The sequence below is a fragment of the Sulfurimonas sp. genome (genome assembly GCF_041563035.1).
In the GTDB taxonomy this organism is placed as follows: domain Bacteria; phylum Campylobacterota; class Campylobacteria; order Campylobacterales; family Sulfurimonadaceae; genus Sulfurimonas.
This window is the reverse complement of sequence record NZ_JBFFNS010000017.1, coordinates 17,168-42,145: the sequence shown is the minus strand read 5'-3', so window position 1 is coordinate 42,145 and position 24,978 is coordinate 17,168. Positions and strand designations below refer to the sequence as shown.

The window sequence follows — 24,978 nt, the reverse complement described above, 5'->3', positions numbered from 1 at the left end:
ATCTACCCCAGTTTTGCTTTTAAAACTTCATTTACAGCCTGTGGGTTAGCACTACCTTTAGAAGCTTTCATAACCTGACCTACAAAGAAGCCAAACAGCTTATCTTTACCACCTTGGTATTGCTCTACTTTATCAGGATTTGCAGCAATAATTTCATCACAAATCACTTCAATAGCACCGCTGTCACTAACTTGCTTAAGCCCAAGTTTTTCAATAGCAGCATCTACATCTTCAGCATTTTCCATTAAGTAATCAAGAACTTCTTTAGCAGCTTTACCACTAATAGTCTTATCTTCTATACGCTTAACCAAGTGACCAAGTTTCTTAGCATCTACAGGTGAGTTAGTAATATTCACATCACCTTTCAGGCGAGATGGAAGTTCAACTGTAAGCCATGTAAGCGCATTTTTAGCACTAATACCATCTTCCATCATAGTTTCAAAGAAGTGAGCCATCTCTACACTTGATGTTACAACGCCTGCATTGTATTCATTCATTCCATATTCGCTTACAAATCTAGCCATTTTTTCATCTGGAAGTTCTGGTATTTTAGAATACTTCTGTAGCATCTCATCAGTTACAATTGCTTTTAGTAAGTCTGGTTCTGGAAAGTAACGGTAATCAGCTGCTTCTTCTTTACCACGCATAGAACGAGTCTCTTGTTTTACCTGATCAAAGAGTCTAGTCTCTTGGCAAATCTCTTGCTCATAAATACCATCTTCCCAAGCTTCAGTTTGACGAGCGACTTCAACTTCTATAGCTTTTTGGATAAATTTAAAACTATTGATATTTTTAATCTCTACACGAGTATAAAGTTTCTCATCACCTTTTGGACGGATAGAAACATTTACATCTACACGGAAACTTCCCTCTTGCATATTTGCATCACCAATATCTAAGTAACGAATGATTGAGTGAAGCTTTTTGAGGTATAAAGTTACTTCTTCTGAACTACTCATATCTGGTTCAGAAACGATTTCTAATAGTGGAGTACCTGCACGATTCAGATCAACTTTAGAGATATCACCATCGTGAATATTCTTTCCTGCATCTGCTTCAATATGAGCACGATTTATTCTAATGATTTTATGACTTCCATCTTCAAAGTCTATTCTTAGCTTACCGTGTTCAACTATAGGCGTATAAAGTTGAGTGATTTGATATGCACTTGGAGAATCAGGATAAAAATAAGACTTTCTATCAAAAAATGATGTCTGATTTACAGTAGCATCTATCGCAGTACCTAGCATAATAGACTTATGCAGAACCTCTTTATTTAAAACCGGTAAAGCACCAGGAAGAGCTAGACAAGTTGGACATGTATTTGTATTTTGTTTATGATTAAAACTCGTTGGGCACGAGCAAAAAAGTTTTGTTTTTGTGTTAAGTTGTACATGGACTTCAAGCCCTATAACTACTTCAAACATATATTTCCTTGGATAAATAATAATTGATTATCGATTCTATCCAATTTTTGCTTTAAAGGGTTTTATGTAGTTTGTTGAGAGTAGATTTTTTCTAAAAGTTCAGTCTGTTTTCTAGCTTCATCAAGTCTCTGTCTGTTTATAGCAAAAGAGTCTAATCCTAAAATCAGGAAAAGAGCGACAACGACAAAAACGACTGTAGTGAAAAGGGCTAAAGAAAAGCCGAGGAAGAAGAAAACTTTAAAAGTTATAAGAGCACCAAAAATGACAATTGCCCATGATGCTCCAAGCAAAAAGCTTATAATTCTATCGAATTTATCTTTTTGCATATTGTCTTATCAAGACTTAGTGGTCGTCCATAACTACGGCAGAACCAAGGTAAACTGTAGTAAGCATCATAAAGATAAACGCTTGTAAGAATGCCATGAAAGTAAGTAGTGCGAATGGAATCATTGGAAGTAACCAAGGAGCTAACATCAAGATTACCATTAAGAACATATCATCACCCTTTACATTTCCAAAAAGACGGAAAGAAAGAGAGATAAGACGAGAAAAGTGAGAAACGATCTCGATTGGGAACATTAACCAATATAACCACCAAACTGGACCCATGAAGTGTTTGAAGTACTTAATAACACCTTGACGACGGATACCTTCAAAGTTATAGTAAACAAACACTACAAGAGCAAGTGTTAAAGGCATTTCTAAAAATGCTGTTGGAGCTTCAAAACCTGGAACAACACCAATTAAGTTAGCAATAACAACAAAAAGACCGATCGTAGCAACAAGTGGTACATAACGACGAGCATTTTCAGCGCCCATTACATCTATACCCATTTGAAGAACACCACCGATGTATGCTTCCATTAAGTTCTGTGCCCCTTTAGGAACTAGTTGAAGGTTTGACATTGCTGCTCTTACGATTAGTAAGGCGATACCAGCAGATAATAACATGTGTGTCATGTAGATAAAAGTCTTATCGTGAGATATTAGACCGAAAAATGTGAATAATTCACCCATAGGTGTACTCCCTGTCTCAAATTAATTGCGTGATTATAATCTAACTTGCATTAAATTATTATAATAAAAGATACTTTTTTACAAATTTATCTTTTATTACTATTTTTTAGCCTTTGCTTTTACATCTTTGGCACTATAATTCTTTCCGGCTATCGACTCTAAGAATACCGTAGCATAAGAACCTTTTGGAAGTGAGAATGAAAAATTTAAAAGTGTCTGCTTTTTAACATAGGTACACTCTATATCTTTTGGATAAATTACAGCTTCTCTTCTATACCCCTTGTCTTGTAAAAACTCATCATCATACTCTTTTTCTATCTCTCTAGCTTCTGAACGTGCACGAAAAACGTCTCTACCGCATAAAAGCCCTGTAGGAACTACTTTTTTGCTCTCATAATCATTTGTAGGCATAATTTTTGGAGTAGACAACTTACCATCTTTTGATTGATAAACATCTCCTTCAAGCAGTTTAAATTTAGTTTCATTATTTTCCAAAGTCAGCATAACTCTATCTCTTAGCCAATCATTAAAAAATACACTCTGATAGATAGAAATAAGAAATTTCTTTACTTTGTTATCTTCTATAAAAAGTTCTCCTTGAATCATTTCTTTTGCTTGTTGAATACTGTCGGCATCACGACCAAATCTTTGATAACCGAAATAATTAGGTAAACCGTCTTTCGCGATTTTTCTAGCAACTTTTTCTATCTTACCTGCATCTATATTATCAACAAAATGAAGATTAATGCTAAATCTGTTTCCTGCTAGATCACCCATACGAATAGAGTGAGAATGTCTCGTAGTACTCAGTATTTTTATCTGCTTATGGTAAAACTTTTTAAGTAGTTGCTCATAAGAAGCATCTACTGATATATACTGCGTAGTAGTTGCATGTTTGTCTTTTAGACCTGCATAACCAATCTTCTGTGCAGGGACTGCCATATACTCAGCAAACACAGCAATCATGTCCCAAGTTGTAAGTTCAACTTTTTTAACATGTAAGATTAGATAGTTACCCTTACCCTTAAATTCTGTTGATGGTATTTCATCAACAACGAAATCAGTAGGAGTCTGATAAAACTTAAAACTTATGTCACCACCAACACTCTGTAAATATTCTCTTTTTCTCATAATTGCAATAACTTTAATTTTTGTGAAGCAATATTGATGTCACTCTGTATCGCTTTTTTCAACTCCGCAATGGAATCAAATTTTTTATTATCCCTTATAAAAGAGACAAAACTTATTCTAGCTTTAGTATTACATAACACTTCACCGTCTAGAATATGTGACTCAATGGCAAATGAGCCATCTGTAGTAACTCTGTGTCCGACAAAAGAGACAGATGGATGATAATGTTCCTCATCGTCTATACGAGTCAGAGTAACATAAACCCCCTCTTTAGGAGTTAAAAAGCCTGTTGCTTCTATGTTTATAGTGGCTACCAACTCTTTTTTACCTATACCCTGTCCGGATACTAAAGCTCCCTTTATAGTATAGTTATGTCCTAAAAAGTCATTTGCACCTTTAATATCACCGATTTGCAGTTTTGCTCTAATCTTGTGAGAGTGAACTGAATCACCATTATGAGTAACTTCTGCAACAACTTTCACCTCTCCGCTAAACAGAGTATCAAGGTCTTCAAATGAATACTTTCTATCTTTACCAAAGTGAAAATCATAACCGACAACTATTTTATCTAGTTTTGGAAACTTACTCTCAAGCAGAGATATAAATGCTTTTCCATCTAAGTGACGAATCTCGTCAAGTTCAAGATAAAGTATGGGATAGTGTGAAAAATGCTCACGCTCATTTTTTGGTGTAAGATTTGCATATCCTGTCTCGATAACGACAATAGTTCCATTCTCACCAAGTTCTGCAAAGAGATGCTGATGACCTATATGCATACCGTCGAACCCACCGATGGCTATGGCAGTACTATTTTTCATAGCAGTAGCAATACTCAAGATTACCCTCCTTACCTGTTAGTTTTGATGGAGATTTCATAATCAGTTTCCATCCTTTTAGCATAGCTGCATCTTCAAATTTTATCATCGCTTTCATAATAGCTTTTTCATCAACTACAACACCATGGTTATCTCGTTTAGCTTCTCGTCCTACTTCAAACTGGGGTTTAAAAAGCAGGATAATTTTGCTTGATGCAAGTCTGTCTATGTCATCTAAAATATTAAGCAGTGATATAAAAGCAACATCACTTACAACTATCTCAAAAGTTTTCTCGCTTTTGAACTCTCGTATGTCACAGCTTTCATGAGAGAACACACGTTCATCATTGAGCAGACTCTTGTGAAGTTGATCACGTCCAACATCAACAGCACTGACTTCTTTAGCTCCATATTCCAAAAGAACCTGAGTAAATCCACCTGTAGATGAACCTATGTCTAAAGCAACATCACCCTTCACATCCATCTTTAGCTCTTCTAAAAATGAACTCAGCTTATGTGCTGACCGAGATACATACTCTTTATGCTCAGCTACATTTACCTCATCGTTAGATTCTATCTTAAATGAGCTCTTTGTAATTACATTTGAATTAACACTTACAAGTCCATTCTTAATGATGCTTTGAGCTTTTGTTCTGCTCTCACTAAGTGAATTTTCAACAAGATAGTTATCCAGTCTCATCAAAACTGAACCTCAAAAGCTGTGTATAAAAAATCTACGTGCATCTCATTTTTTAAACCATCTTTTTCATAATCTGTGATATATCTGTCATAGGCTACTTTCATGCTTAGCATATCATTGAACCTAACTCCAACACCAGTACCCAAGAGCATAGTAAAGCCTGTACTTCCAACACCGCCGGCAGTCATATCACCGACACCAAACTTTCCATAAAAGTCCAAAGTATCATCAAAAAAGGCGTAGTGAGCCAATGTACTGACATTTAGAGATGAAAAAGATAAATCTTTCTCCACATTTGTTGCATCTACTGCCTTATAAGCATTACCTGCAGTCATATTTACATATGCTAACTCTACTGATAAATACTTGTTTATATAAGCACCTCCATAAAGTGTCATAGATGTTGACTCACTATCTTTAAGTTCTTTATAGATGCCATCATCGTCAAACTGAGAAAGTCCATATCCAAAACCTATATATGGTCCAGATCTATCTGCTGCCAATAGCGTACAAAACAGTAGTATTGATAAAATTATTTTCATTTATGCACTCTCGTTTATCTTACTTCGCATCTCATCTTCTGTTAAACACTCAACACCAAGACTCATAGCTTTGTCATATTTACTACCGGCATCTTCACCGTAAATCAAAAAGTCCGTCTTTTTAGAAACTGAACCAGACACTTTGGCACCGAACTCTTCTAGCATCTCTTTGATTGCTCCACGCGATTCACTCATAGTTCCAGTTAGAACAGCGGTTTTTCCTTTAAAAGGATTTTCCACTGCTTCAACTTTTTGTACTGGCTCAAGTGGCTTTAAAATCTCTTGCAGGTTTAAAATAGTCTCTCTGTTTACTCTTACAAACTCTAAAACAGATTCAGCCATCTCTTCACCGATGCCATCACATGCTACTATATCTTCTTTAGAAGCGTCTATAAAAGATGATCCAAAGTTCTCACTAAGAGTCTTAGAAGCAACTTCTCCAACATGTTCTATCCCTAAAGAGTTTATAAATCTCCAATAGTCACAACCCTTAGCAGCTTCTAAAGAGTTTAAAAGATTTTGAGATTTCTTCTCTTTAAAACCTTCAAGAGCTAAGAGTTTATCTAGAGTCAAATCAAACAGATCAACAACACTCTTTACAAGTCCTGATGTAAACAGAGCTTCGACTATCTTGTTTCCTAAACCGTCAATGTTTAGACATGCCTTAGATGCAAAGTATATGATAGAGTTTACTACCCTAGCCTCACACTCTAAATTTTGACACTTGAGTAAAACACCTTCATCTAAAAGTTCACTCTCACATACAGGACAAAGTGTTGGACGCTCATAAGGAACTTCACTTCCATCTCTCTCATGAGTTAGGACTTTAATGATTTTAGGTATTACATCTCCACTTCTAAGAATAATTACCTTATCATTTAGACGGATATCTTTTCTATCTATCTCGTCAAAATTATGAAGAGTTGCACGCTCAACTACAACACCGTCTATGTCTGTCGGCTCAACTTGAGCTACGGGAGTAACTGCTCCACTTCGTCCAACTTGAAGAACAATCTCTTTTATAGTTGTTATCTTTTCAACAGCCGGAAATTTATATGCAACTGAAAAACGAGGATTTTTAACTGTATAGCCCATATCTATCTGAGATGCTATTTCGTTTACTTTTATAACCATACCATCTAGCATCATGGAGTAGCTATCTCTATCTTTTTTCATCACTTCATATATGGCTTCTATCTCATCATAACCTTTGCAAGTAGAACTTTTGGGTGGTTTTCTAAATCCAAGTTCATAGATGTAATTCATCTTGTCACTCAATAGTTTATGCTCAAGTGTATCTTCACCAACACCATAAGGTAAAAACACTAAATTTCTAGATGCTGTAATGCTGGGGTCCAACTGTCGCAGACTTCCCGCAGCTGCATTTCTAGGGTTTGCAAAGACTGCCTCGCCTGCTTTTAATCTTGCTTCGTTGATTTTGTCAAACTCATCTTTAAAAATCACTACTTCACCGCGGATTTCTATGCGCTCTTTATGATCTATTGTAAGAGGTATAGAACGAATTGTTTTTACATTTTGAGTTATTAGCTCACCGACAGTTCCATCACCGCGAGTGATTCCCTGAATGAGTTCACCATTTTCATAAACAAGATTAAGACTTGCTCCATCAAATTTTGGCTCACAGTAAAATGAGATATTACTATCCAGTTTATACGTCTTAGTAAGCCACTTCTCCAAACCCTCTGAGTCAAAAATATCTTCTAGAGACCACATACGCGATAGATGCGAAGCCTTAGTAAATCCACTAGAGACAGTGTCACCAACCCTTTGTGTAGGAGAAGATACTAAAATATCATCTTTGTTGTTCTCTTCATACTCCACTACCTCATGATAAAGTTTGTCATAAACCTCATCCGTTGTAATAGGGTCGTCAAGTACATAGTAGTGATGTGAGTACAAGTTTAATTGCTCAACTGCTTTTTTATAATCTTCGAATTTCATAATCGGATTTTATCTCAAAGTTAATTTATATACGCTGTTTTTTTGATATTAAAGCTTTTACAAGTGATTTTTTAATAGACATAAAAGAGTTTTTATTTTGAGCTAATATCTTCTCTTGAGATTTTAGTTCACGAAGCATACTCTCAATTTCACGCTCTAGTTTGATGTACTTATCTATTTTTTTTCTATCTATCTCTTTATCTGAAAGTTTATCTATACTTTTCTTAGTCACTCTTATATCTTGTTTTGCTCTCTCTATATTTTGTCTAATGCCATCTTTAATATTTTCATTTTTTGCTCTATGAACTGAGTCGAGCATATCTTCTAAGGCTCGTCCCTCTTTTCTTAACTGGTCTGAGAGTTTTTGTTTCTCTTTTTTATAAAGGTTATTATATTCTACTGGGGAAAGTTCATTGATAAAAAGTCCTAAGATTTGCTCATCAACAACATATATCTCTTTTTGAAGTCTGTTGACAGAATCTCTTGTTCTTGTATATACTTTAGCAATAGAAAGCATAGAAATTACATTCCATTTTAAACCATCTTCGGTCTCTAAAGATGGAACTATATACTTCTCACCATTTAGAATAACTATATTCAGAGAGTAGTATTTTAAAAACTCTATCATGTAATCGTTTGAGATTGAAATCTCATTTAACATAAACTCAGCTATTGATTCAAACACATCATTAAAGTGTATTCTAAATATATAACCGGTAAAACCTTTTAAAAACTCCAGACAGTGATCAAACTCGTTAGTAAGTTGCTTCATTATAAGTTCTTGGATATAAGCAAATACATTCTTTTCATATAGATTATTGTCGATCTTTTCTTCTATAAAATATATCTCAACAAACTGCTTTACAATTGAGTTAAAAAAAATCTTTCTCTCTTCTTTTGAGAAGTACTCATCATAAAAATCATCGAGTTCACTCTCATCAATACCATTAAATCTACCGGCAATAGTATTTACTTCACTTGGAGAGACCTTGGTTCTCTTTGCTTCGTTGAAGATCTTGATAAAAATGTGTTCTTGTTTAAGAACAATAATATCACTCTCTTTTAGCTTTAATGCTTTTCTAACAGCTGATTTAATCAGATCTTTTTCATCAAAATCTTCACTATTGTTTTCTTCAATTAACCCATAGATGCCATTTCTCAAGGCATTTGGTATTATAATTATTTGATTTTTTTTATATTCGATCAAATCACTATTATCTTCTATAATGTATACAATTTCTGTTTCTAAATTCATAATTATTTATATCTCTTTTCAACTATTTATAAGATCTGTAGGACGGCCAAAATAGTAACCTTGGAACTCATCTACGCCATATTCTTTAAGAAGTTCAAATATCTCTTTATTCTCTACATATTCTGCAATAGTTTTAGTCTCCAAATCCTTAGCAAATCGTATAATACTTTTTACTAGAATTTTTGATTCATTATCTACTAATATATTTTTAATAAGGGAGCCGTCTATTTTTAGATAATCAGGCTTAATCTTCAGAATATGGGCATAATTTGCATACCCGCTACCAAAATCATCAATAGCGATTAAAACACCCTGTTTTCTTAATCTCTCTACAACTCTAACAAGTCTGTCAAAGTCTTCTATACCCTCTTGTTCCGTAATCTCTATGACTATTTTTTCAGGTGATTCAAATTTCTTTATTAGATTTACTAATTTATCCATAAGAGCATAGTTGAAAAAATCATTAGGAAGGAAGTTTACAGATATCTTCTCATCTCTGTCTGCAAAGAAAGACAATGCTTGAAAGAGCATCTCTTGTGCGACTTCAATGTATAGTCCACTTTTTATGGCAACCGGCAAGAAATCATCAGGGAATATTATACTTTTTTCACCATTCTCAAAATCTACTATACGAACCAAGGCTTCATATTTAACTATATTACCATCTTTATCTGTGATAGGTTGAAAAAATGGAATAACATTTTTATGTTCCAAGGCATGTCTAATAATTCTTTTCATACCTAAGATGCGCTCAGAATTCTTTTTAGTATCTACACTTTGAGAATATGCAAGGTAAGGCAGCGATTTCTCTTTAGCTTTTCTAAGTGCCATTTGAGCCTCTTCAAGAGAGTGTGCCTGATCAAATGCAAGTCCGGAATATATCTCTACTCTCAAAGTTTCTTCTATCATAGCAATATATATAGGAAGAGCATTTATTCTGCTATGTAATTCATCTAAAATCTCACTATAGATATCTGCTTGAAAATTTGCGTCATGCTTTAAAAGAACATACTCATCTGATGAAACTCTATAGGCAATAAAATCATGCTCAGTAGCAAAATTTTGAAATTCATGTGCTACTTGTTGTAAAACCTCATTACCGATGTCAACACCATAAAGTTCATTTAAAAGACTGAACTCTTTTATATTACTTAGAACAAGTACATTACTTTTTCCTGAGAATAGTTCATCATTTAAGGCTTGTCTATTTCCAAGACCTGTTAAGTGGTCTGTATAAACCTGCTTTGTAAAGTGTTTTAGCATCATGTTAAAACCTTCATGAAGTACGATTACAAGTAGCAAGGCGACAAATATTCCAATAAAAAGCAACTTATACATAAAAGCTTTATTTTGGTAAACTATTTTAGAGATATCAAATCCTACGACTAAAAATCCTAAAGTCTTAGATAGATGATTTTGCAGAGGCATATTCATATCTATTCTAAAGTCAGATAACTCTTCATGATTTGTAAAATACTTTCTTAAAGTCTTACTGCCTCTTATAAGAGTATATTTATCATCAATAGATACTTTGTCATTCTCAATCATAATATCTATAAGTGATTTATCTATTGCTATGCCCATATCTATTTTAAAAACTGTATTTAAATCTTTTATAAAAAGTCCAGGTGATACACCAAGCTCTACATTTCCAACATATTTGTTATCATAAAAAATGGCTTGTGTAGTTCTATAAGTCATTTCTAACTTTCCTACTTCAAAACCACTAAAAGATCTTTGCATAGTGTTTGTATCTAATATAAGTTTTCTTTTTTGATTTAGCGAATCACCACGAAACTCAGGTTTATGAGCACGATAGAGTGTAATTCCGTCTTTAGAACGGAATGTAAGAATTTTAGTATCTGGGTTTATAGATTTTAAACGGTTGTAATATGGAGTGATAATAGCGTGTATTTTTTCATAATCAGCATTAGCTATAGCTTCAGACAGCCCATCTGCTGAGACTATTCTATTTAGTCTGAATTTTAAAATTTTATCTTCTTCTTTTAGTTTAATATCAAACAATTTCTCTGTAGAATCTGTTATGCTGTTTATCTGTTCATCTGTAGACTTTTTAAACTGATAATCTAAAAATACGTATCCAACTACCCACGATATAAGTAACACCATGATGGCTAGTAAGAGTGTCTTTTGTTTCGTCTGCTCAGGAATGTTCAATATTGCTCATTATTATAAATTTTAATATTTTTATGCATTGTAACATTTTTAATTTAAACTTTTATGTTTAACCACTCTCTTTTTTGGTATATATACCAATATATTAAGCCTTTGAGCAATGTCTCTACATTCATGATTATAAATATTACAATTATTCCATATCCCATTTTATAAGCTATGTATGAAGGGACAACTCTTAAAAACCATAGAGATAAGACATTTACTTTTAAAGTGGTCTTAGTTGCCCCCGCCCCTCTTAAAGCTCCAGAATACACAAACATGATGGCTAAAGGAATTTGGGCTAATCCAACAAGGATTAGATAATAAGACGCTACTTCAATCGTTGCAGCATCTTGTGTAAAGAAAGATACTAATATCTCAGGAATTGTTATTAATACAACGCCCACACTTCCCATAAACATATAAGCAATTCTTCCACTAATTATTCCCATGTTATAGGCTCTGTCTTTATTGTTAGCTCCCAGATTTTGACCAACAAGTGCCATAGCGGCAATAGCAAAACCAAAACCAGGCATAAATGCGATGCCCTCAATACGAAGACCAACCTGATAACCGGCAAGTTCGTGCGTACCATAAGCTGTAATTATTGAAATAAAAACTAAAAATGACATACTGGAGATGCCACGATCGAGTGCCGCACTCCAGCCTACATTCCAGACTCTTAGCATATCTTTTATACGGACTATTGGAATAAGGTTTAGTTTAGAGTCTGACTTTTTGATAAGAAAATAATATGCGATGACATTAAATATATATGCTATTACAGTCGCATATGCGGCACCTTCAATGCCATATGCTTCAAAACCAAAGTGACCAAAGATAAGTACATAGTTTAAAAAAGCATTTATACCGGCAGAGAAGAGTTTTATATAGAGTGAACTTTTTGTGTCTCCGGCAGCTGAGAGTGCATTATAAAGAAGATTATCTATAAATATTACAACTATTCCCAAAGAGAGTATTTTAAAGTACATTGAGCCTTGAGAGATTACATCCTCAGATGCACCCATAAGAGCATAGATATGTGAGCTTCCAAAATAACCTCCTATAGTTACAAAAACTGACAAGATAATTGCAAAAATACCGAGTCCATATAGAAGAGCCGAAGCTCTTCTTTTACGCCCTTGACCTATAAACCTTGAAATCAAGGCATTTCCACCTACAACATAGAGTGTCATCAAAACATTAATGACCATTATAAACTGCATACTCATACCAACTGCGGCTAATGCCGATACACTGACCATACCGACCATAAGCATATCAATGAGAACCTGTAATATATCAACTAGATGTTTTAATGCAGCAGGAATTGCGATTTTAAATACACGCTTAGTGTCATTTGAGACTAATCTTGAAAAAATTGTGCTACCTCTGTCATAGTTTGTATGAGCTCATCTTTTGTCTCAAAATGTAAAACTTTCTTGTCTTTAACTTCTTCTTTTGGCGAAGTAAAATCAAAGACTAAAATATACTCTTTTAGATTCACTTTATCTTCATTCATCTCAATCCATTCTAAACTCATCTCAGCCACTTCACCTTGCATCTCTACAACTGCAGCAGGATAAAGTCTAGTTAACTTAGCTAAATCAATATTTCCAATTTTTGATTTATATATCATTTTATATTCCTTTTATTATATCTCGCATAATCCGAACTAGTCCAGATTATACTCAGTCACTAAAGCTACGCCTTTTGGCGAAAAAAGCTACTTTATATCTTTTATATTCTGTGTTTTTAAAATCCAAGAAAAATAAATTCCACCAATAATAAAACCTATTCCTATAACAACTGTAATAAACTCTAAAGAGAAACCTGTAGTTGCCAAAAAACCTATCATAAATGAAGTAAAAGCCGCTGAACTAAGAAAAAGCATATCGTTGTATGCAACTATTCGTCCATAATACTTTTCTTCAATATTTTTTTGAAGCAGCGTATAGGTATATGACCAAAGAGTTGTGGTAAATAGACCCACAATCACACTTGCAAAGAGTGAGAGATAAAAATCTTTCATCAATGCAGCCCATAGCCAGACAGCTAAAGCCTGAGCAATGAATATATAAACTATTCGTCTATTATTTACCCAGTTACTTATAACTATAGGTCCAATAACCAGACCAACAGCACGAGATGCATGAAGAAGCCCTAGAGCCAAAGAAGTTGCAATTACAGATGCATAATACTTATCAACCATCAACGCGACTAATGCATCAAAAGCTGTTAAACCTACAAAAGCATGGATTAGCATTAGATGCAGTGCTTGTGGAGTCCTTTTCAGATATCTAAAAGTGTCACGCATCATCTGAAGTAGGTTTTCCCCTGTTTTTATTACCTCTACTTTTATATCTAAGTTGTAAAGAAGAACAAATCCAACAACAAACATTAATGAATCTAAGATAAATGCAGTTTTTACTCCAAACCAATAGACAACAAAGCCACTGATTGCCATTCCAAGTGTATATGAAAAAGACCATATAATAGAGTGAAGTTCATTCGCTTTTTGAAGTTTATCACCATGCAAGATTTTAGGAAGCAGTGACATCTCAGTTGTAAAATAAAAACTGGCTGCCGCCATTTTTACAAAAATCAACAGATACAAAAGCAGTAAATCTGATGTAGAATTTACAAAAATTAAGAAAAAAGTTGCAAATATTTCTGCACTGATAAGAATTAATAAAAGTTTTTTCGGTCGTACACTGTCAATTATAGAACCGGAAAATGGTGCTTGAACTACACCGGCTAAAAAGTGCAACATTGCTACAAATGCTACAACAGATGCTGAAACATTTAGTTCCAGAAGTAGCGTATATATGGCTACATTGCTAAACCAGGCACCAAAATATGCAATAAGTTGTATTGTTGATAATCTTCGAAGAATCGGCTCTGATTTTAGTAGTTGTATATACTCATTCATAAATGAAAGATTATCATATTCTAAAGCGTTTTTAAAAAAAATTAAAAAATTTGTTTTTTTTAATTAAAGTTATTTTTATATATGTCGATATGCTGTGTAATAACAATATTCTTTGGATAAGGAGTGAGTCATGGATGGCATAGCTAATGTTGCAAGACAACAACAATCACAACTAGGTACGCAAGAAGCTCAAGGAAGAGCATCTCAGCAAGTTCAACAACAAGTTCAGCAACCAAAGCAGGCTGATGTTGTAAAAGAGATTCAAAAAGAGTCTTCTAATACAAGTACTAAGATTAATTCTAAGGAGCAGGTGAAGGATTTGGTAGATCAGCTTAATAAAGCTATGGCACCAATGAATACTAACTTGAAATTTGGAGTTGATTCACAAGATATTTTTTACGTATCTGTAATTGAAGCACAAACTAATAAAATGATTAGAAGATTCCCAGCGGAACAAGCAATGGATTTTCTTCCTAAAATGCAAGAAGTAACCGGTATACTATTTGACTCAAAAGGGTAATCAAAACTTACCCTTTTGAGCAGACACCTTTCCTTTAATTCTGCACCTCTCTTATAATTAAATATCATACTAACCATTTTTTAATCTCTTTTGTAGTAAAATCGCGTCAATTATTTTGCTATAAGGAACTTTCTAATATGAAAAAAGAAGTTAAAAAAGTAGTTCTTGCCTATTCTGGTGGACTTGATACAAGTATCATTCTAAAATGGTTACAAGATGAGTATAACGCTGAAGTTATCACTTTTACAGCCGACTTAGGTCAAGGTGAAGAGGTAGAACCTGCACGTCAAAAAGCACTTGACAACGGTATAAAACCTGAAAATATTTTTATACTTGATATTCAAGAAGAGTTTGTAAAAGATTACGTTTTCCCTATGTTTAGAGCAAATGCTATTTATGAAGGGGAGTATCTACTTGGTACATCTATAGCTAGGCCACTTATTGCTAAAAAACAAATTGAAATTGCAAATAAAATGGGTGCAGATGCGGTATCTCACGGAGCTACTGGAAAAGGAAATGACCAAGTAAGATTTGAACTTGGCTATTTAGGTCTTAATCCTGATATTACAGTGATTGCTCCATGGAGAGAATGGGACTTAAACTCTAGAGAAAAACTTTTATCATACGCTAGAGAACACGGCATTAACATTGATCAAAAGCATGTTGATGCAGATGGTAATCCAACAGTAAGTCCTTATTCTATGGACGCAAATCTTCTACATATTTCATACGAAGGTCTTCACTTAGAAAATCCAATGAATGAACCCGAAGAATCTATGTGGCTATGGTCAAATTCTCCTGAAAATGCTCCAGATGAGAAAGAATATATAACAATCGGTTACAAAAACGGTGACCCTATTTCTCTAAATGGAGAAGAGTTAAGTCCGGCTACAATGTTAAGAACACTAAACGAATATGGCAATAAACACGGTATCGGCAGAGTTGATATTGTTGAAAATCGTTTTGTTGGTATGAAAGCTAGAGGTTGTTATGAAACTCCTGGTGGAACAATTATGCTAAAAGCTCACCGTGCAATTGAATCAATTACACTAGACCGTGAAGAAGCTCATATGAAAGATGGCATGATTGCAAAATATTCTGAACTAATCTATAATGGCTTCTGGTTCTCTCCAGAGAGAGAGATGCTTCAAGCTGCTATTGACACTACACAAAAATATGTGCAAGGTAGTGTTAAACTAAAGCTTTACAAAGGAAATGTTGAAGTAGTAGGACGTGAATCAGATATGTCTCTATACTCAGAAGCACACTCAACATTTGAAGAGGATGAAGTATATAATCAAAAAGATGCAGAAGGTTTTATTAAACTAAATGCGTTAAGAAGAATTATTGCAGGTAAAAAAAGAAATCACATATAACCATTAATATAAGGGGTAAATAATGAGTATAATCAAAATAGACATGAATTCACCTGAGTTTCAGGCTGAAATGGAAAAAACAGTAAAGTTTACAGACAAAGTTGTTGCTCAATTTGGTTGGGAATATAACCCTCAAGCTGAAGTTAACGAAGGTGTACAAATGGGTCTTGCTAGATACAAGATGATGTACAACAAAAGATTTTGCCCATGTTTTATGGTTGATGCAACTGGTGATAAGCCAAAAAGCGTTGATGACAGGATATGTCCTTGTAAACCGGCTATAGAAAAAGAGATTCCTGAAGTGGGTGCATGCCACTGTGGAATTTTTTGTACACCTGAATTTGCTGCCAACAAACGCTTAGAAATGGGAATGGAAGAAGTTGTTCATACTCACTCTCGTGGTCTGACTAAAGAAGAGTGTGCACTGCTAGTTTCTCAGGCTGAACTTGATGGTGATGAAATAATGTCACTTCTTGAAGCTAGAGATATTGGTATGGTTGACTTTAAACTTGTAGATGTTCGTGAGCACATGGAATGGCAAATGGGTCATATCAAGGGTGCAGATGCTCTAGTTCCAACTAGTAGCTTCTTCCAAGTACTAGATGATGCTAAGTTATCTAAAGATGAGAATATAATCCTTTACTGTCACGTAGGTAGTCGTTCTGCTCACTGTGCTAGAATCTTAAATGATATGGGATACACTAAGGTAGGAAACCTGACTCACGGTATAGTTTCTTATGGTGGCGAAATAGAAAGATAGTCACAACACTAAAATCGTACTAGTACGATGAGCTTCCCGCTGATGGGAACCAAGTGTTAACGTAGATGACGGGATTACTTCCGACATCGTTAAAAATAAATGAAGAAATTTCCTTCATTTTATATAATGAAATTAAGGTGAAATAATGAAAGTATTACTAATTAAAGATGTAAAAAGCTTAGGTAAAAAAGGCGAAGTTAAAGAAGTTAAAGATGGTTATGGAAAAAATTTTCTTATTGGAAAAGGTTTCGCAAGACATGCAACTCCTGAAATTTTAGCTCAACATGCTCAAGATGAGCTAATAGTTGCCGAAAATCTTGAGAAAGAGGTAGATGCTCTTAAAAAAATAGCTGCACAACTTGATAAGTGTGAAATTATTATCACAAAAAAACTTGGTCAAAATGGTCATCTTTTTGGTTCAGTAACAAAAGAAGAAGTTGCAGCGGCATTACAAGATCAACATGGTATTGAGATTGACAAAAAACATATCAATGAAAAAATAGCGATTAAAACTGTCGGTGAACATGATTTAGACTTTAAACTAGGTCATGGTCTACATGCTACACTACATGTGGATGTGCAAGGCGAATAGATGTTTGATGCTACTACAATACTTGCATATAAGGGAAAAAATAAAGCTGTCATTGGTGGAGATGGACAGGTTACTTTTGGAGACTCAGTTCTAAAAGGCAACGCTACAAAAATTCGTACACTCCACAAAGGCAAGATCTTAGCTGGTTTTGCTGGAAGTACAGCAGATGCTTTTAACCTTTTTGATATGTTTGAAGAGTTTTTAGAGGATAAAAAAGGCGATCTGTTAAAGTCTGTAATAGAGTTCTCAAAAGCTTGGCGTAAAGATAAGGTGCTAAGACGCCTTGAAGCAATGATGATAGTATTAAACAATGATCACATTTTTATACTTACAGGCAACGGTGATGTAGTTGAACCTGAAGATGGAGAGATTGCTTCTATCGGAAGTGGTGGAAATTACGCTATCTCCGCAGCTAGAGCACTTAAAAAACATGCTCAATTAGATGAAGAAGAACTTGTAAGAGAAAGTTTATCTATTGCTGCTGATTTGTGCATCTATACAAATCACAGTATTAAAACTCTTATATTAGAGGATAGTAAATAATGAACTTAACACCAAAAGAGATAGTTGAATATCTTGATAAACATGTAATTTCTCAGCGTGATGCTAAAAAAACTATTGCTCTTGCTTTAAGAACAAGATATAGAAGAATGCAACTTAGCCAAGAGCTACAAGATGAGATAATGCCTAAGAATATCTTGATGATAGGCTCAACAGGTGTTGGTAAAACAGAGATATCAAGACGACTTGCAAAGATGATGAAAGTTCCTTTTATCAAAGTAGAAGCGAGTAAATATACAGAGGTCGGCTTTGTTGGTCGTGATGTTGAGTCTATGATTCGTGATTTGGTTATTTCTTCTATTGCTATTGTTAAAGAAGAAAAAGAAGAAGCAAATAAAGATAAAATAGAAAACTATGTTTTAAATAAAATTGTAGAAAAACTTCTTCCAACACTTCCCGATGGTGCCAGTGAGAGTAAAAAAGATGATTATCAGAGACTTCTTGGAGCTATGGAAGAGAGAGTCCTAAATGGTGAAATGGACGATAGAATTATTGAACTTCAATTTGACAAAGTTCACTTAGAGTTTAACGATACTAATCTTCCACCAGAGATGGCGAAAGTTCAAGAATCTTTTTCTAAAATCTTTGAGACTATGAATAAAGAAGACAATAAAAAAGAAGTTACAGTTAAAGATGCTAAATCCATACTAAAAGTTGAAGCTAGTCACAAACTTCTTGATATGACAAATATTAACACTGAAGCACTTAAACGTGCCGAAGATGGAGGTATAATATTTTTGGATGAAATTGATAAAATTGCTATCAGTGCAAAATCACAAGGACGAAATGATCCGAGTAAAGAGGGTGTTCAAAGAGACTTACTTCCTATTGTTGAAGGTAGTAGCGTAACTACAAAATATGGTGTTGTAAATACAGATCATATTTTATTTATCGCTGCCGGTGCATTTCACATCACTAAACCAAGTGACTTGATTCCTGAATTACAAGGTAGATTTCCGCTTAGAGTTGAACTTGAATCTCTAACAGAAGATACGCTATATAAAATACTCACGCAAACTCAAAGTTCTTTACTTAAACAGTATGAGGCACTCTTGAGCGTTGAGGATGTAAAACTGACTTTTGAAGATGACGCTATCAAGGCAATAGCAAAACTTGCACATAGAGCAAATGAAACAACGGAAGATATTGGTGCAAGAAGACTTCATACTGTTTTAGAAAGAGTATTAGAAGAGATTAGCTTTGAAGCAGATGCTTATAAAGAAAAAGAGTTTATCGTTACAGATAAGCTGGTACATGATAAACTTGATATTGTCGTTGAAAATGATGACCTGTCACGTTATATCCTATAATGCAATCGGAAGTAATTCCGCTTGCTACGTTAACTCTATCTTCACTTCATCGGTTAACTCACGCCACCTCGTGGCTATATAAACAAAGGTAATAAAATGACAAAAGCTGGTTTCGTATCTTTAATTGGACGCCCAAACGCTGGTAAAAGTACACTAATGAATTCGCTTTTAGGTGAAAACATAGCAATGGTTAGCCAAAAGGCAAATGCTACTAGAAAGCGTTCTAATGCAATTGTAATGCATGGTGATGCACAAATAATTTTTGTAGACACGCCAGGACTACATGAAAGAGAAAAGATGCTTAATCAGTTTATGCTGGATGAGGCTCTAAAGGCTATGGGTGATTGTGACTTAATAGTTTACTTAGCTCCCGTTACTGACTCTGTAGAACACTATGAAAAGTTTTTAAGACTAAATAAGGCTAAAGTCAAGCATATAATTGTGCTAAGCAAGATTGATCAAGTAAATCAAGAAAAACTCTTTAAACGAATTGCCTCTTATAATCAATTTTCAGATCAGTTTGAAGCGCTAATTCCAATAGCAGTTCCGAAAAAAGTAGGTCATGAAGATCTATTGAAAACTATATCAAAAAAATTACCAGAATCACCGTTTCTTTATGATCCAGAAGATTTAACAAGTGAACTTGTTCGTGATATCTATGCCGGCTTTATAAGAGAAGGTATTTTTGAAAATGTAAGTGATGAGATACCTTATGAGTCTGATGTACTTATAGACTCTATTGAGGAGGAAGAAGGAATCGATAGAATACATGCTACTATTATTATAGAAAAAGAGTCTCAAAAAGGAATAATTATTGGTAAAGGCGGGGAATCTATAAAAAGAATTGGTAAATCTGCAAGAGAAAAAATAGAGAGACTAAGTGGTAAAAAGGCATATCTAAATCTGCAAGTTAGCGTTAAAAAAGGCTGGTCTAAAGATAAAGCATTTCTAGAAGAAATAGGATATAAATCGTGAAAATAATTTTTGTACTACTAGTTACTTTATCCCTGTATTCTAATGATATTTTAACAAATTATAGAATTAATGGCATTAATGATATTGCGAAACAAATGGATTTAGAACTAACAAAAAAAGAATATTGGGATAAGTACATAAAGGATAAAGACACAACATTTGGATACTTAGAATCTTATCCAAATATTTTAACATGTAATAAAGAAAATTCAACACTAAACTTATATACTAAAGACACAAATAGCACTTATGAATTTAAAAAAGAATACAGTGCATATACTGGTAAAATAAAAGGTGACAAGATAAAAGAGGGAGATTTAAAAACTCCTATTGGGATCTATCAAATTACAAAAAAACTATCTCGTGAAAATAAACTTGATTCATTTTACGGACCCTTAGCTTTTGTTACATCTTATCCAAATACATATGATAAATATAGAGGAAAGAATGGTCATGGAATCTGGATACATGGTCTTCCAACCGAGCAAGAGAGAGATGAATTTACTAAAGGGTGTATAGCTATAAACAACTCAAATATTGAGTGTTTAGATAAAAGAATTGATATTGATGGAACTCTTCTTATTATTAATAGCAATGAAGTTCACAAAGGTGTCTCAAAAGAGACTCTTGCTTCAATTTTATCTCAATTATATGCATGGAGATATAGTTGGCTATTTGATGATATTAAGGGATACTTAAACTTTTACTCAAATGACTTTATTAGATTTGACGGTATGAATTTTTATGGATTTAAAAAATATAAAACAAGAGTATTCAAAAAAGTTGAAAAAAAGACAATAATTTTTAATAATATTAATGTACTTCCATATCCTAATTCTGAAAATGTATATCAAATAACATTTAAAGAGTTTTACAAATCCGATACATTTGAATTCACTGGAGATAAAACTTTAGTTATCAAACTTGATGAAACTAACAGTATGAAAATTTTAACTGAAAAATAAAATGCTTACAATAAAATTTAAATTTTTCATTACTATTGTTTTATTTCTGAGTCTAAATATATATGCATCTTCAAATGTGCAACTTATAAAAAAAGAAAACTCCGATTCAAACACTACACTGCTAGTAATTGGTGGGATACACGGTGATGAACCAGGTGGATATTTTGCAGCTTCTATTTTAGCTACTCACTACAAAATCAAATCAAAAAATCTTTGGATTGTACCAAATCTAAATAAACATAGTATTCAAGAAGACAAAAGAGGCTTAAATGGAGATATGAACAGAAAATTTTCTGTTACTAAAAAGAATGATAAAGATAAAGAAATCGTTGAAGAGATTAAAGAAATTATTCTTTCGAAAAAAGTCTCATTGGTTTTAAACTTACACGATGGTAATGGTTTTTATAGAAAAAAACATCAAGGTAATATTTTTAACCCTAATTCCTGGGGTCAAACATGTGTTATAGATCAATGTAAATTAAAACAAGAACAACCATTTGGAAATCTAGATTCGATAGCTTCAATTGTTACACAAAACATAAATAAAAAGCTTTTAAAAGAGCATCATACTCTTGATGTTAGGAATACCAATACAAAATTTGATGATGAAGCAATGCAACTCTCTCTAACCTACTTTGCAGTTACTAATAACAAACCAGCTTTTGCAATTGAAAGTAGTAAAAATCTTTCTTCTCTTTCAAAAAAAGTTTTTTATCAGCTATTAGCGATAGAAGAATTTATGAAAATAATGAAAATATCTTTTGAAAGAGAGTTTAATCTAAATGAAAAAGAACTTAATAAAATACTTAAAAAGTATGGTACATTGGGGATAAATAACAATATCTTATTAAATTTAAGTGATATAAAAAAATCTTTAAGCTTTATTCCGATAAAATCAGAGGGTAATGTATTCGAGTTTTCGCACCCTCTAGGTAGTGTGAAGAACGTTAATGGCAATTTTGTTGTTTATATCGGTAATCAAAAAATAACAATATTAAAGCCACAATACTTTAAAATTGCGAAAAATTGTGAGCAAAAATTTGATGTTAAAATTAATGAACAGGTAAAATCTGTTAATATAGCTTCATCTTTTTTTGTTAATGACGATTTTAGTATAGTACATAACAGTAATTTTCGTGTTAATGTTATAGGGTTTAAGTCAAAAAATACTCTCAGTGAGAGTGATGTTGCTATAAACCTCAAAGCTTTAGACAAAAAATTTTCTGTTGATAAAAGTCAAAAAACATACAGGATAGAGTTTTATCAAGATGATGAATTTTGTTCTATGTCAATGGCTCACTTTAAATAGGATTATAGTAAATGAGTAAAAAAACTGAACACTCTTTTTCAAGTGTAATTTCTGTTAATCCATATAAAGATACATATCTTAGTGGTATTTCTAGTTTTCTTTCACAAACAGACTCTGCCCAATACAGCAAAGAGCAATATGCAATATCATATTTAAACACTAAGGGCTTTATTAATTCTCAAATATCTATTTCAAAGAATATTCCCCAAGAAGATCTACATGATGCTATAAATAACAAAGTTTATGATGAACTAGCACTTGATCAAGCAGTTACTTATCAGATACAATTTATTGAAACTTTCAATTCTCTTGATGAGGATAACAGAAACTTTCATGTTTTTATTATCGACCCGCTAACAATAGAAGAAACATTTGCTAACGTTGTTTCTAAAATCAAATATATAGACACTATAATCCCTTCTCCTTTACTACTTAAATCTTTATATGAAAAAGAGATTATTGAGATTAGTGGTGCCCACTGTTTTATATATTTTCAAGAAAACGACGCATTTATAACTGTCTATAATGAAAAAGAGTTCCTATATACAAAATCTATTAATTATTCATTTTTACAAATGCATGAAAGATTTTGTGAGCTCTACGGTGAAAGAGTTGAATATGAAAATTTTATTGAATTCTTCTCTACTCACAATTTAAAAGAGACAAGCAGTGATTACAAAGAATACTTTATTAAGCTCTATAAAGAGATTTTTGCAAATTCTAATGACATATTAACTTATGTAAAAAGAGCATATGAGCTCGAAAAAATAGAGCATGTTTATATAGGTGCGCAAATACAAACCGTCACTAAGTTAGATGAAATGGCAGAGGTTGAACTTGGCATAAGATCAAGCAACTTTGAATTTGACTATGGTTTTGAAAGTGATGGTGTTTATATAGATCAACTTCACGCTTTAATGCACATTTACACAACACTCCCATCGGAAGAAAAGTATAATTGTAACTTTACTACATATCATCGACCTCCGAAATTCACGCAAAGAGAGAGTGGTAAGCTTATACTACTTACAGTAGCTTCATTGGTCCTTGCATTTATGTACCCTGTTACATATTGGGTTTTAACTTATGCCCAAACTCTTCAATATGATCTATTAAGTACAGAGTATACAGAATTGCATAATATTAAGACAACAAGAGAAGCAACTATAAAAAACAGAGAAGCGGATAAAGCCAAAGTTATAACTCTACTTAATCAAGAAAAAAAAGATTATGCCGAGAAAAAAGCAACTCTTATTAAAATTCACGATGTAAAAGTCAACTACCCAATGAAAGCTAAGCTTTTATCTCTTTTAACTAAAGATTTGAATAAATTTGATATTAATGTTGACTCTCTATCTTACAAAGAAGATGAAAAGTTAAAAACATTTACACTGAATCTAATTTCAAAAAAAGATAAAAAAATTACTGAAATGGTAGAATATTTAACTAAAACACACGAGGGTGTATTTAATTTTTCACTAGAGCATATAGAATTTAAAGAAAAATCTAAAAAATATTTTAGTGAGCTAAAAGTGAGTATATTATGAAAATAAATATAGAAGATTACCTACAAGGGATAGATGCTTCTTTTAGAGATAAGACTCAAAAAGATATATATATGACTTATATTATGATTTTTGGTCTTATTTTTACCTTTTCATATCTACTATTTTGGGAAAGTTCTTTAATAGCTTTTGAAGAAAAGAACAAACAAATAACGACAATAAGCTCTAAAATCAATGCAGACAAAAGGTTCCTACAAGCTAACCCTGAATCAAAAATAACTACACTTGATAGAGAAATTAGAATGTCAGAAGCTCAACTTCAAGCTCATAAAGACAACAATGCCTACATTAAAAGTAAAATCGAGACTATCTCATCTCTAATATATGATGAAAGAACTTGGGGTGAGTATCTTCACTCTATCTCCACTAATGCAAAAAAACATGGGATTAAGATTGTAGACTTTACAAATGAATATGCTAAAAACAACACTTCATTTGGTCATGTATTAGACATCACACTAAAGAGTACTGGTAACTACAAAGATACTCTTAGATTTATAAACTCTTTAGAACAAAGTGATTTAGTAGTTGATGTTCATGATTTAGAAATAAAAGTAGACAAAACATTAAACACTGAACTTTTTATCTCAGTTTGGGGGATTACATACTAATGAAAACATATATTGTCATAGCCTTTGTGTTATCATCAATCGCTCTTAGTTCGAATGAACTATCATGGGTTGACACTCAAGTAGAAGCAATAAAACCTGCAAGAAAAGGCATGAGTGACGATGAATTAAACAAAATAAAAGATCCTTTTATATTTTATAAAAATCGTAGTAAGAAAAACTATGTAAAAAGTATAAAGAAACCTGTAAAATATGCCAGTGTTAAAAAGTATACAACTTCATCTGACACAAGGAGTGTTATATTGCAGCAACCATCAAAACGTCTAGTTCTTAGTGCTATAATTAATAACTCTGCTCTAATAAATGGTGAATGGTATAAAGTGAATGAGAGTGTAGATAGTTTCAAACTATCAAGTGTCAATAGAACGTCCGTTGTATTGACAAAAGGTAATGGAAAACTTGTTCTTACAACAAGTGATACAAAACGAAATTTAAAATTCAAATAAGCAGGATAAGA

At 33.1% G+C, this 24,978-nt stretch carries 25 protein-coding genes; 12 read left to right on the top strand and 13 right to left on the bottom strand.

Annotated features, from left to right (window positions below; translation table 11 throughout):
- Positions 1 to 2: 2 nt before the first annotated feature.
- The 13 genes from gatB to ABZC13_RS10810 all read right to left on the bottom strand — a co-directional run bounded on the left by gatB (position 3) and on the right by ABZC13_RS10810 (position 13,959).
- Positions 3 to 1,427 (bottom strand): Asp-tRNA(Asn)/Glu-tRNA(Gln) amidotransferase subunit GatB, encoded by a 1,425-nt coding sequence (gene gatB / locus ABZC13_RS10870; RefSeq protein ID WP_373003454.1) that lies wholly within the window; start codon positions 1,425 to 1,427, stop codon positions 3 to 5.
- Between the two features lie 62 nt (positions 1,428 to 1,489).
- Entirely contained in the window at positions 1,490 to 1,753 is a 264-nt protein-coding gene (locus tag ABZC13_RS10865) for a hypothetical protein (protein WP_373003451.1), read from the bottom strand.
- Between the two features lie 16 nt (positions 1,754 to 1,769).
- Positions 1,770 to 2,444, bottom strand: a complete 675-nt coding sequence (locus ABZC13_RS10860) for a F0F1 ATP synthase subunit A (protein ID WP_373003448.1) — start codon at positions 2,442 to 2,444, stop codon at positions 1,770 to 1,772.
- A 99-nt stretch (positions 2,445 to 2,543) separates the two neighbouring features.
- The gene (locus tag ABZC13_RS10855) at positions 2,544 to 3,575 is read right to left on the bottom strand and encodes a tRNA pseudouridine(13) synthase TruD (protein ID WP_373003445.1); all 1,032 of its coding nucleotides are present in this window, start codon (positions 3,573 to 3,575) and stop codon (positions 2,544 to 2,546) included.
- A complete protein-coding gene (locus ABZC13_RS10850) occupies positions 3,572 to 4,393 on the bottom strand; it encodes a bifunctional riboflavin kinase/FAD synthetase (protein ID WP_373003492.1) in 822 nt (273 codons plus the stop codon). The genes ABZC13_RS10855 and ABZC13_RS10850 overlap by 4 nt, the downstream gene beginning before the upstream one ends.
- Complete coding sequence (locus ABZC13_RS10845) at positions 4,383 to 5,090, bottom strand: TlyA family RNA methyltransferase (protein ID WP_373003442.1); 708 nt, start codon at positions 5,088 to 5,090, stop codon at positions 4,383 to 4,385. The genes ABZC13_RS10850 and ABZC13_RS10845 overlap by 11 nt, the downstream gene beginning before the upstream one ends.
- The gene (locus ABZC13_RS10840; protein WP_373003439.1) at positions 5,090 to 5,632 is read right to left on the bottom strand and encodes an outer membrane beta-barrel protein; all 543 of its coding nucleotides are present in this window, start codon (positions 5,630 to 5,632) and stop codon (positions 5,090 to 5,092) included. The genes ABZC13_RS10845 and ABZC13_RS10840 overlap by 1 nt, the downstream gene beginning before the upstream one ends.
- Positions 5,633 to 7,594 carry an NAD-dependent DNA ligase LigA gene (ligA, locus tag ABZC13_RS10835; RefSeq protein ID WP_373003436.1) on the bottom strand — a complete coding sequence of 654 codons (1,962 nt, stop codon included), beginning with the start codon at positions 7,592 to 7,594 and terminating at the stop codon, positions 5,633 to 5,635.
- 25 nt (positions 7,595 to 7,619) lie between these two features.
- Positions 7,620 to 8,849, bottom strand: a complete 1,230-nt coding sequence (locus ABZC13_RS10830) for a hypothetical protein (protein WP_373003433.1) — start codon at positions 8,847 to 8,849, stop codon at positions 7,620 to 7,622.
- Between the two features lie 18 nt (positions 8,850 to 8,867).
- On the bottom strand, positions 8,868 to 11,027 hold the full coding sequence (locus tag ABZC13_RS10825) for an EAL domain-containing protein (RefSeq protein WP_373003431.1): 2,160 nt from the start codon (positions 11,025 to 11,027) through the stop codon (positions 8,868 to 8,870).
- Between the two features lie 53 nt (positions 11,028 to 11,080).
- On the bottom strand, positions 11,081 to 12,358 hold the full coding sequence (locus ABZC13_RS10820; RefSeq protein WP_373003489.1) for an MATE family efflux transporter: 1,278 nt from the start codon (positions 12,356 to 12,358) through the stop codon (positions 11,081 to 11,083).
- A gap of 35 nt (positions 12,359 to 12,393) precedes the next feature.
- Positions 12,394 to 12,666, bottom strand: a complete 273-nt coding sequence (locus tag ABZC13_RS10815) for a hypothetical protein (protein WP_373003428.1) — start codon at positions 12,664 to 12,666, stop codon at positions 12,394 to 12,396.
- Between the two features lie 87 nt (positions 12,667 to 12,753).
- The gene (locus ABZC13_RS10810) at positions 12,754 to 13,959 is read right to left on the bottom strand and encodes an MFS transporter (protein WP_373003425.1); all 1,206 of its coding nucleotides are present in this window, start codon (positions 13,957 to 13,959) and stop codon (positions 12,754 to 12,756) included.
- Positions 13,960 to 14,089: 130 nt separating this feature from the next.
- On the opposite strand from ABZC13_RS10810, the gene ABZC13_RS10805 reads away from it, so the two are divergent.
- The 12 genes from ABZC13_RS10805 (at position 14,090) to ABZC13_RS10750 (ending at position 24,967) form a co-directional block, all read left to right on the top strand.
- Positions 14,090 to 14,479, top strand: coding sequence for a flagellar protein FlaG (locus ABZC13_RS10805; protein WP_373003422.1), 390 nt, complete (start codon positions 14,090 to 14,092; stop codon positions 14,477 to 14,479).
- Positions 14,480 to 14,616: 137 nt separating this feature from the next.
- A complete protein-coding gene (locus tag ABZC13_RS10800; RefSeq protein ID WP_373003419.1) occupies positions 14,617 to 15,855 on the top strand; it encodes an argininosuccinate synthase in 1,239 nt (412 codons plus the stop codon).
- 22 nt (positions 15,856 to 15,877) lie between these two features.
- Positions 15,878 to 16,615, top strand: a complete 738-nt coding sequence (locus tag ABZC13_RS10795) for a ferredoxin-thioredoxin reductase catalytic domain-containing protein (protein ID WP_373003416.1) — start codon at positions 15,878 to 15,880, stop codon at positions 16,613 to 16,615.
- A 145-nt stretch (positions 16,616 to 16,760) separates the two neighbouring features.
- On the top strand, positions 16,761 to 17,207 hold the full coding sequence (rplI, locus tag ABZC13_RS10790) for a 50S ribosomal protein L9 (protein WP_373003413.1): 447 nt from the start codon (positions 16,761 to 16,763) through the stop codon (positions 17,205 to 17,207).
- Positions 17,208 to 17,750, top strand: a complete 543-nt coding sequence (gene hslV / locus ABZC13_RS10785) for an ATP-dependent protease subunit HslV (protein ID WP_373003410.1) — start codon at positions 17,208 to 17,210, stop codon at positions 17,748 to 17,750.
- Positions 17,750 to 19,078 (top strand): HslU--HslV peptidase ATPase subunit, encoded by a 1,329-nt coding sequence (gene hslU / locus ABZC13_RS10780; RefSeq protein WP_373003407.1) that lies wholly within the window; start codon positions 17,750 to 17,752, stop codon positions 19,076 to 19,078. The genes hslV and hslU overlap by 1 nt, the downstream gene beginning before the upstream one ends.
- Positions 19,079 to 19,174: 96 nt before the next feature.
- Positions 19,175 to 20,053, top strand: coding sequence for a GTPase Era (gene era / locus ABZC13_RS10775; protein ID WP_373003404.1), 879 nt, complete (start codon positions 19,175 to 19,177; stop codon positions 20,051 to 20,053).
- Positions 20,050 to 21,018, top strand: a complete 969-nt coding sequence (locus tag ABZC13_RS10770) for a murein L,D-transpeptidase family protein (protein WP_373003400.1) — start codon at positions 20,050 to 20,052, stop codon at positions 21,016 to 21,018. The genes era and ABZC13_RS10770 overlap by 4 nt, the downstream gene beginning before the upstream one ends.
- Before the next feature lie 76 nt (positions 21,019 to 21,094).
- Complete coding sequence (locus ABZC13_RS10765; RefSeq protein WP_373003397.1) at positions 21,095 to 22,327, top strand: M99 family carboxypeptidase catalytic domain-containing protein; 1,233 nt, start codon at positions 21,095 to 21,097, stop codon at positions 22,325 to 22,327.
- A gap of 11 nt (positions 22,328 to 22,338) precedes the next feature.
- Positions 22,339 to 23,874, top strand: a complete 1,536-nt coding sequence (locus ABZC13_RS10760) for a hypothetical protein (protein ID WP_373003394.1) — start codon at positions 22,339 to 22,341, stop codon at positions 23,872 to 23,874.
- Positions 23,871 to 24,503 carry a type 4a pilus biogenesis protein PilO gene (gene pilO / locus ABZC13_RS10755; protein ID WP_373003392.1) on the top strand — a complete coding sequence of 211 codons (633 nt, stop codon included), beginning with the start codon at positions 23,871 to 23,873 and terminating at the stop codon, positions 24,501 to 24,503. Before ABZC13_RS10760 ends, pilO begins: the two co-directional genes overlap by 4 nt.
- Positions 24,503 to 24,967: a hypothetical protein gene (locus ABZC13_RS10750; protein ID WP_373003389.1), complete on the top strand. Its 465-nt coding sequence runs from the start codon at positions 24,503 to 24,505 to the stop codon at positions 24,965 to 24,967. The genes pilO and ABZC13_RS10750 overlap by 1 nt, the downstream gene beginning before the upstream one ends.
- The last annotated feature ends 11 nt before the right edge of the window (positions 24,968 to 24,978 follow it).

What these genes read in the sequence shown, in the direction of transcription:
- hslV (WP_373003410.1), top strand. Translation starts at nt 17,208, where the DNA reads ATGTTTGATGCTACTACAATACTTGCATATAAGGGAAAAAATAAAGCT.
- era (WP_373003404.1), top strand. Translation starts at nt 19,175, where the DNA reads ATGACAAAAGCTGGTTTCGTATCTTTAATTGGACGCCCAAACGCTGGT.
- ABZC13_RS10840 (WP_373003439.1), bottom strand. Translation starts at nt 5,632, where the DNA reads ATGAAAATAATTTTATCAATACTACTGTTTTGTACGCTATTGGCAGCA.
- ABZC13_RS10760 (WP_373003394.1), top strand. Translation starts at nt 22,339, where the DNA reads ATGAGTAAAAAAACTGAACACTCTTTTTCAAGTGTAATTTCTGTTAAT.
- ABZC13_RS10750 (WP_373003389.1), top strand. Translation starts at nt 24,503, where the DNA reads ATGAAAACATATATTGTCATAGCCTTTGTGTTATCATCAATCGCTCTT.
- rplI (WP_373003413.1), top strand. Translation starts at nt 16,761, where the DNA reads ATGAAAGTATTACTAATTAAAGATGTAAAAAGCTTAGGTAAAAAAGGC.
- ABZC13_RS10845 (WP_373003442.1), bottom strand. Translation starts at nt 5,090, where the DNA reads ATGAGACTGGATAACTATCTTGTTGAAAATTCACTTAGTGAGAGCAGA.
- ABZC13_RS10805 (WP_373003422.1), top strand. Translation starts at nt 14,090, where the DNA reads ATGGATGGCATAGCTAATGTTGCAAGACAACAACAATCACAACTAGGT.
- pilO (WP_373003392.1), top strand. Translation starts at nt 23,871, where the DNA reads ATGAAAATAAATATAGAAGATTACCTACAAGGGATAGATGCTTCTTTT.
- ABZC13_RS10855 (WP_373003445.1), bottom strand. Translation starts at nt 3,575, where the DNA reads ATGAGAAAAAGAGAATATTTACAGAGTGTTGGTGGTGACATAAGTTTT.
- ABZC13_RS10795 (WP_373003416.1), top strand. Translation starts at nt 15,878, where the DNA reads ATGAGTATAATCAAAATAGACATGAATTCACCTGAGTTTCAGGCTGAA.
- ABZC13_RS10850 (WP_373003492.1), bottom strand. Translation starts at nt 4,393, where the DNA reads ATGAAAAATAGTACTGCCATAGCCATCGGTGGGTTCGACGGTATGCAT.
- hslU (WP_373003407.1), top strand. Translation starts at nt 17,750, where the DNA reads ATGAACTTAACACCAAAAGAGATAGTTGAATATCTTGATAAACATGTA.
- ABZC13_RS10810 (WP_373003425.1), bottom strand. Translation starts at nt 13,959, where the DNA reads ATGAATGAGTATATACAACTACTAAAATCAGAGCCGATTCTTCGAAGA.
- ABZC13_RS10860 (WP_373003448.1), bottom strand. Translation starts at nt 2,444, where the DNA reads ATGGGTGAATTATTCACATTTTTCGGTCTAATATCTCACGATAAGACT.
- ABZC13_RS10830 (WP_373003433.1), bottom strand. Translation starts at nt 8,849, where the DNA reads ATGAATTTAGAAACAGAAATTGTATACATTATAGAAGATAATAGTGAT.
- ABZC13_RS10800 (WP_373003419.1), top strand. Translation starts at nt 14,617, where the DNA reads ATGAAAAAAGAAGTTAAAAAAGTAGTTCTTGCCTATTCTGGTGGACTT.
- ligA (WP_373003436.1), bottom strand. Translation starts at nt 7,594, where the DNA reads ATGAAATTCGAAGATTATAAAAAAGCAGTTGAGCAATTAAACTTGTAC.
- ABZC13_RS10815 (WP_373003428.1), bottom strand. Translation starts at nt 12,666, where the DNA reads ATGATATATAAATCAAAAATTGGAAATATTGATTTAGCTAAGTTAACT.
- ABZC13_RS10865 (WP_373003451.1), bottom strand. Translation starts at nt 1,753, where the DNA reads ATGCAAAAAGATAAATTCGATAGAATTATAAGCTTTTTGCTTGGAGCA.
- gatB (WP_373003454.1), bottom strand. Translation starts at nt 1,427, where the DNA reads ATGTTTGAAGTAGTTATAGGGCTTGAAGTCCATGTACAACTTAACACA.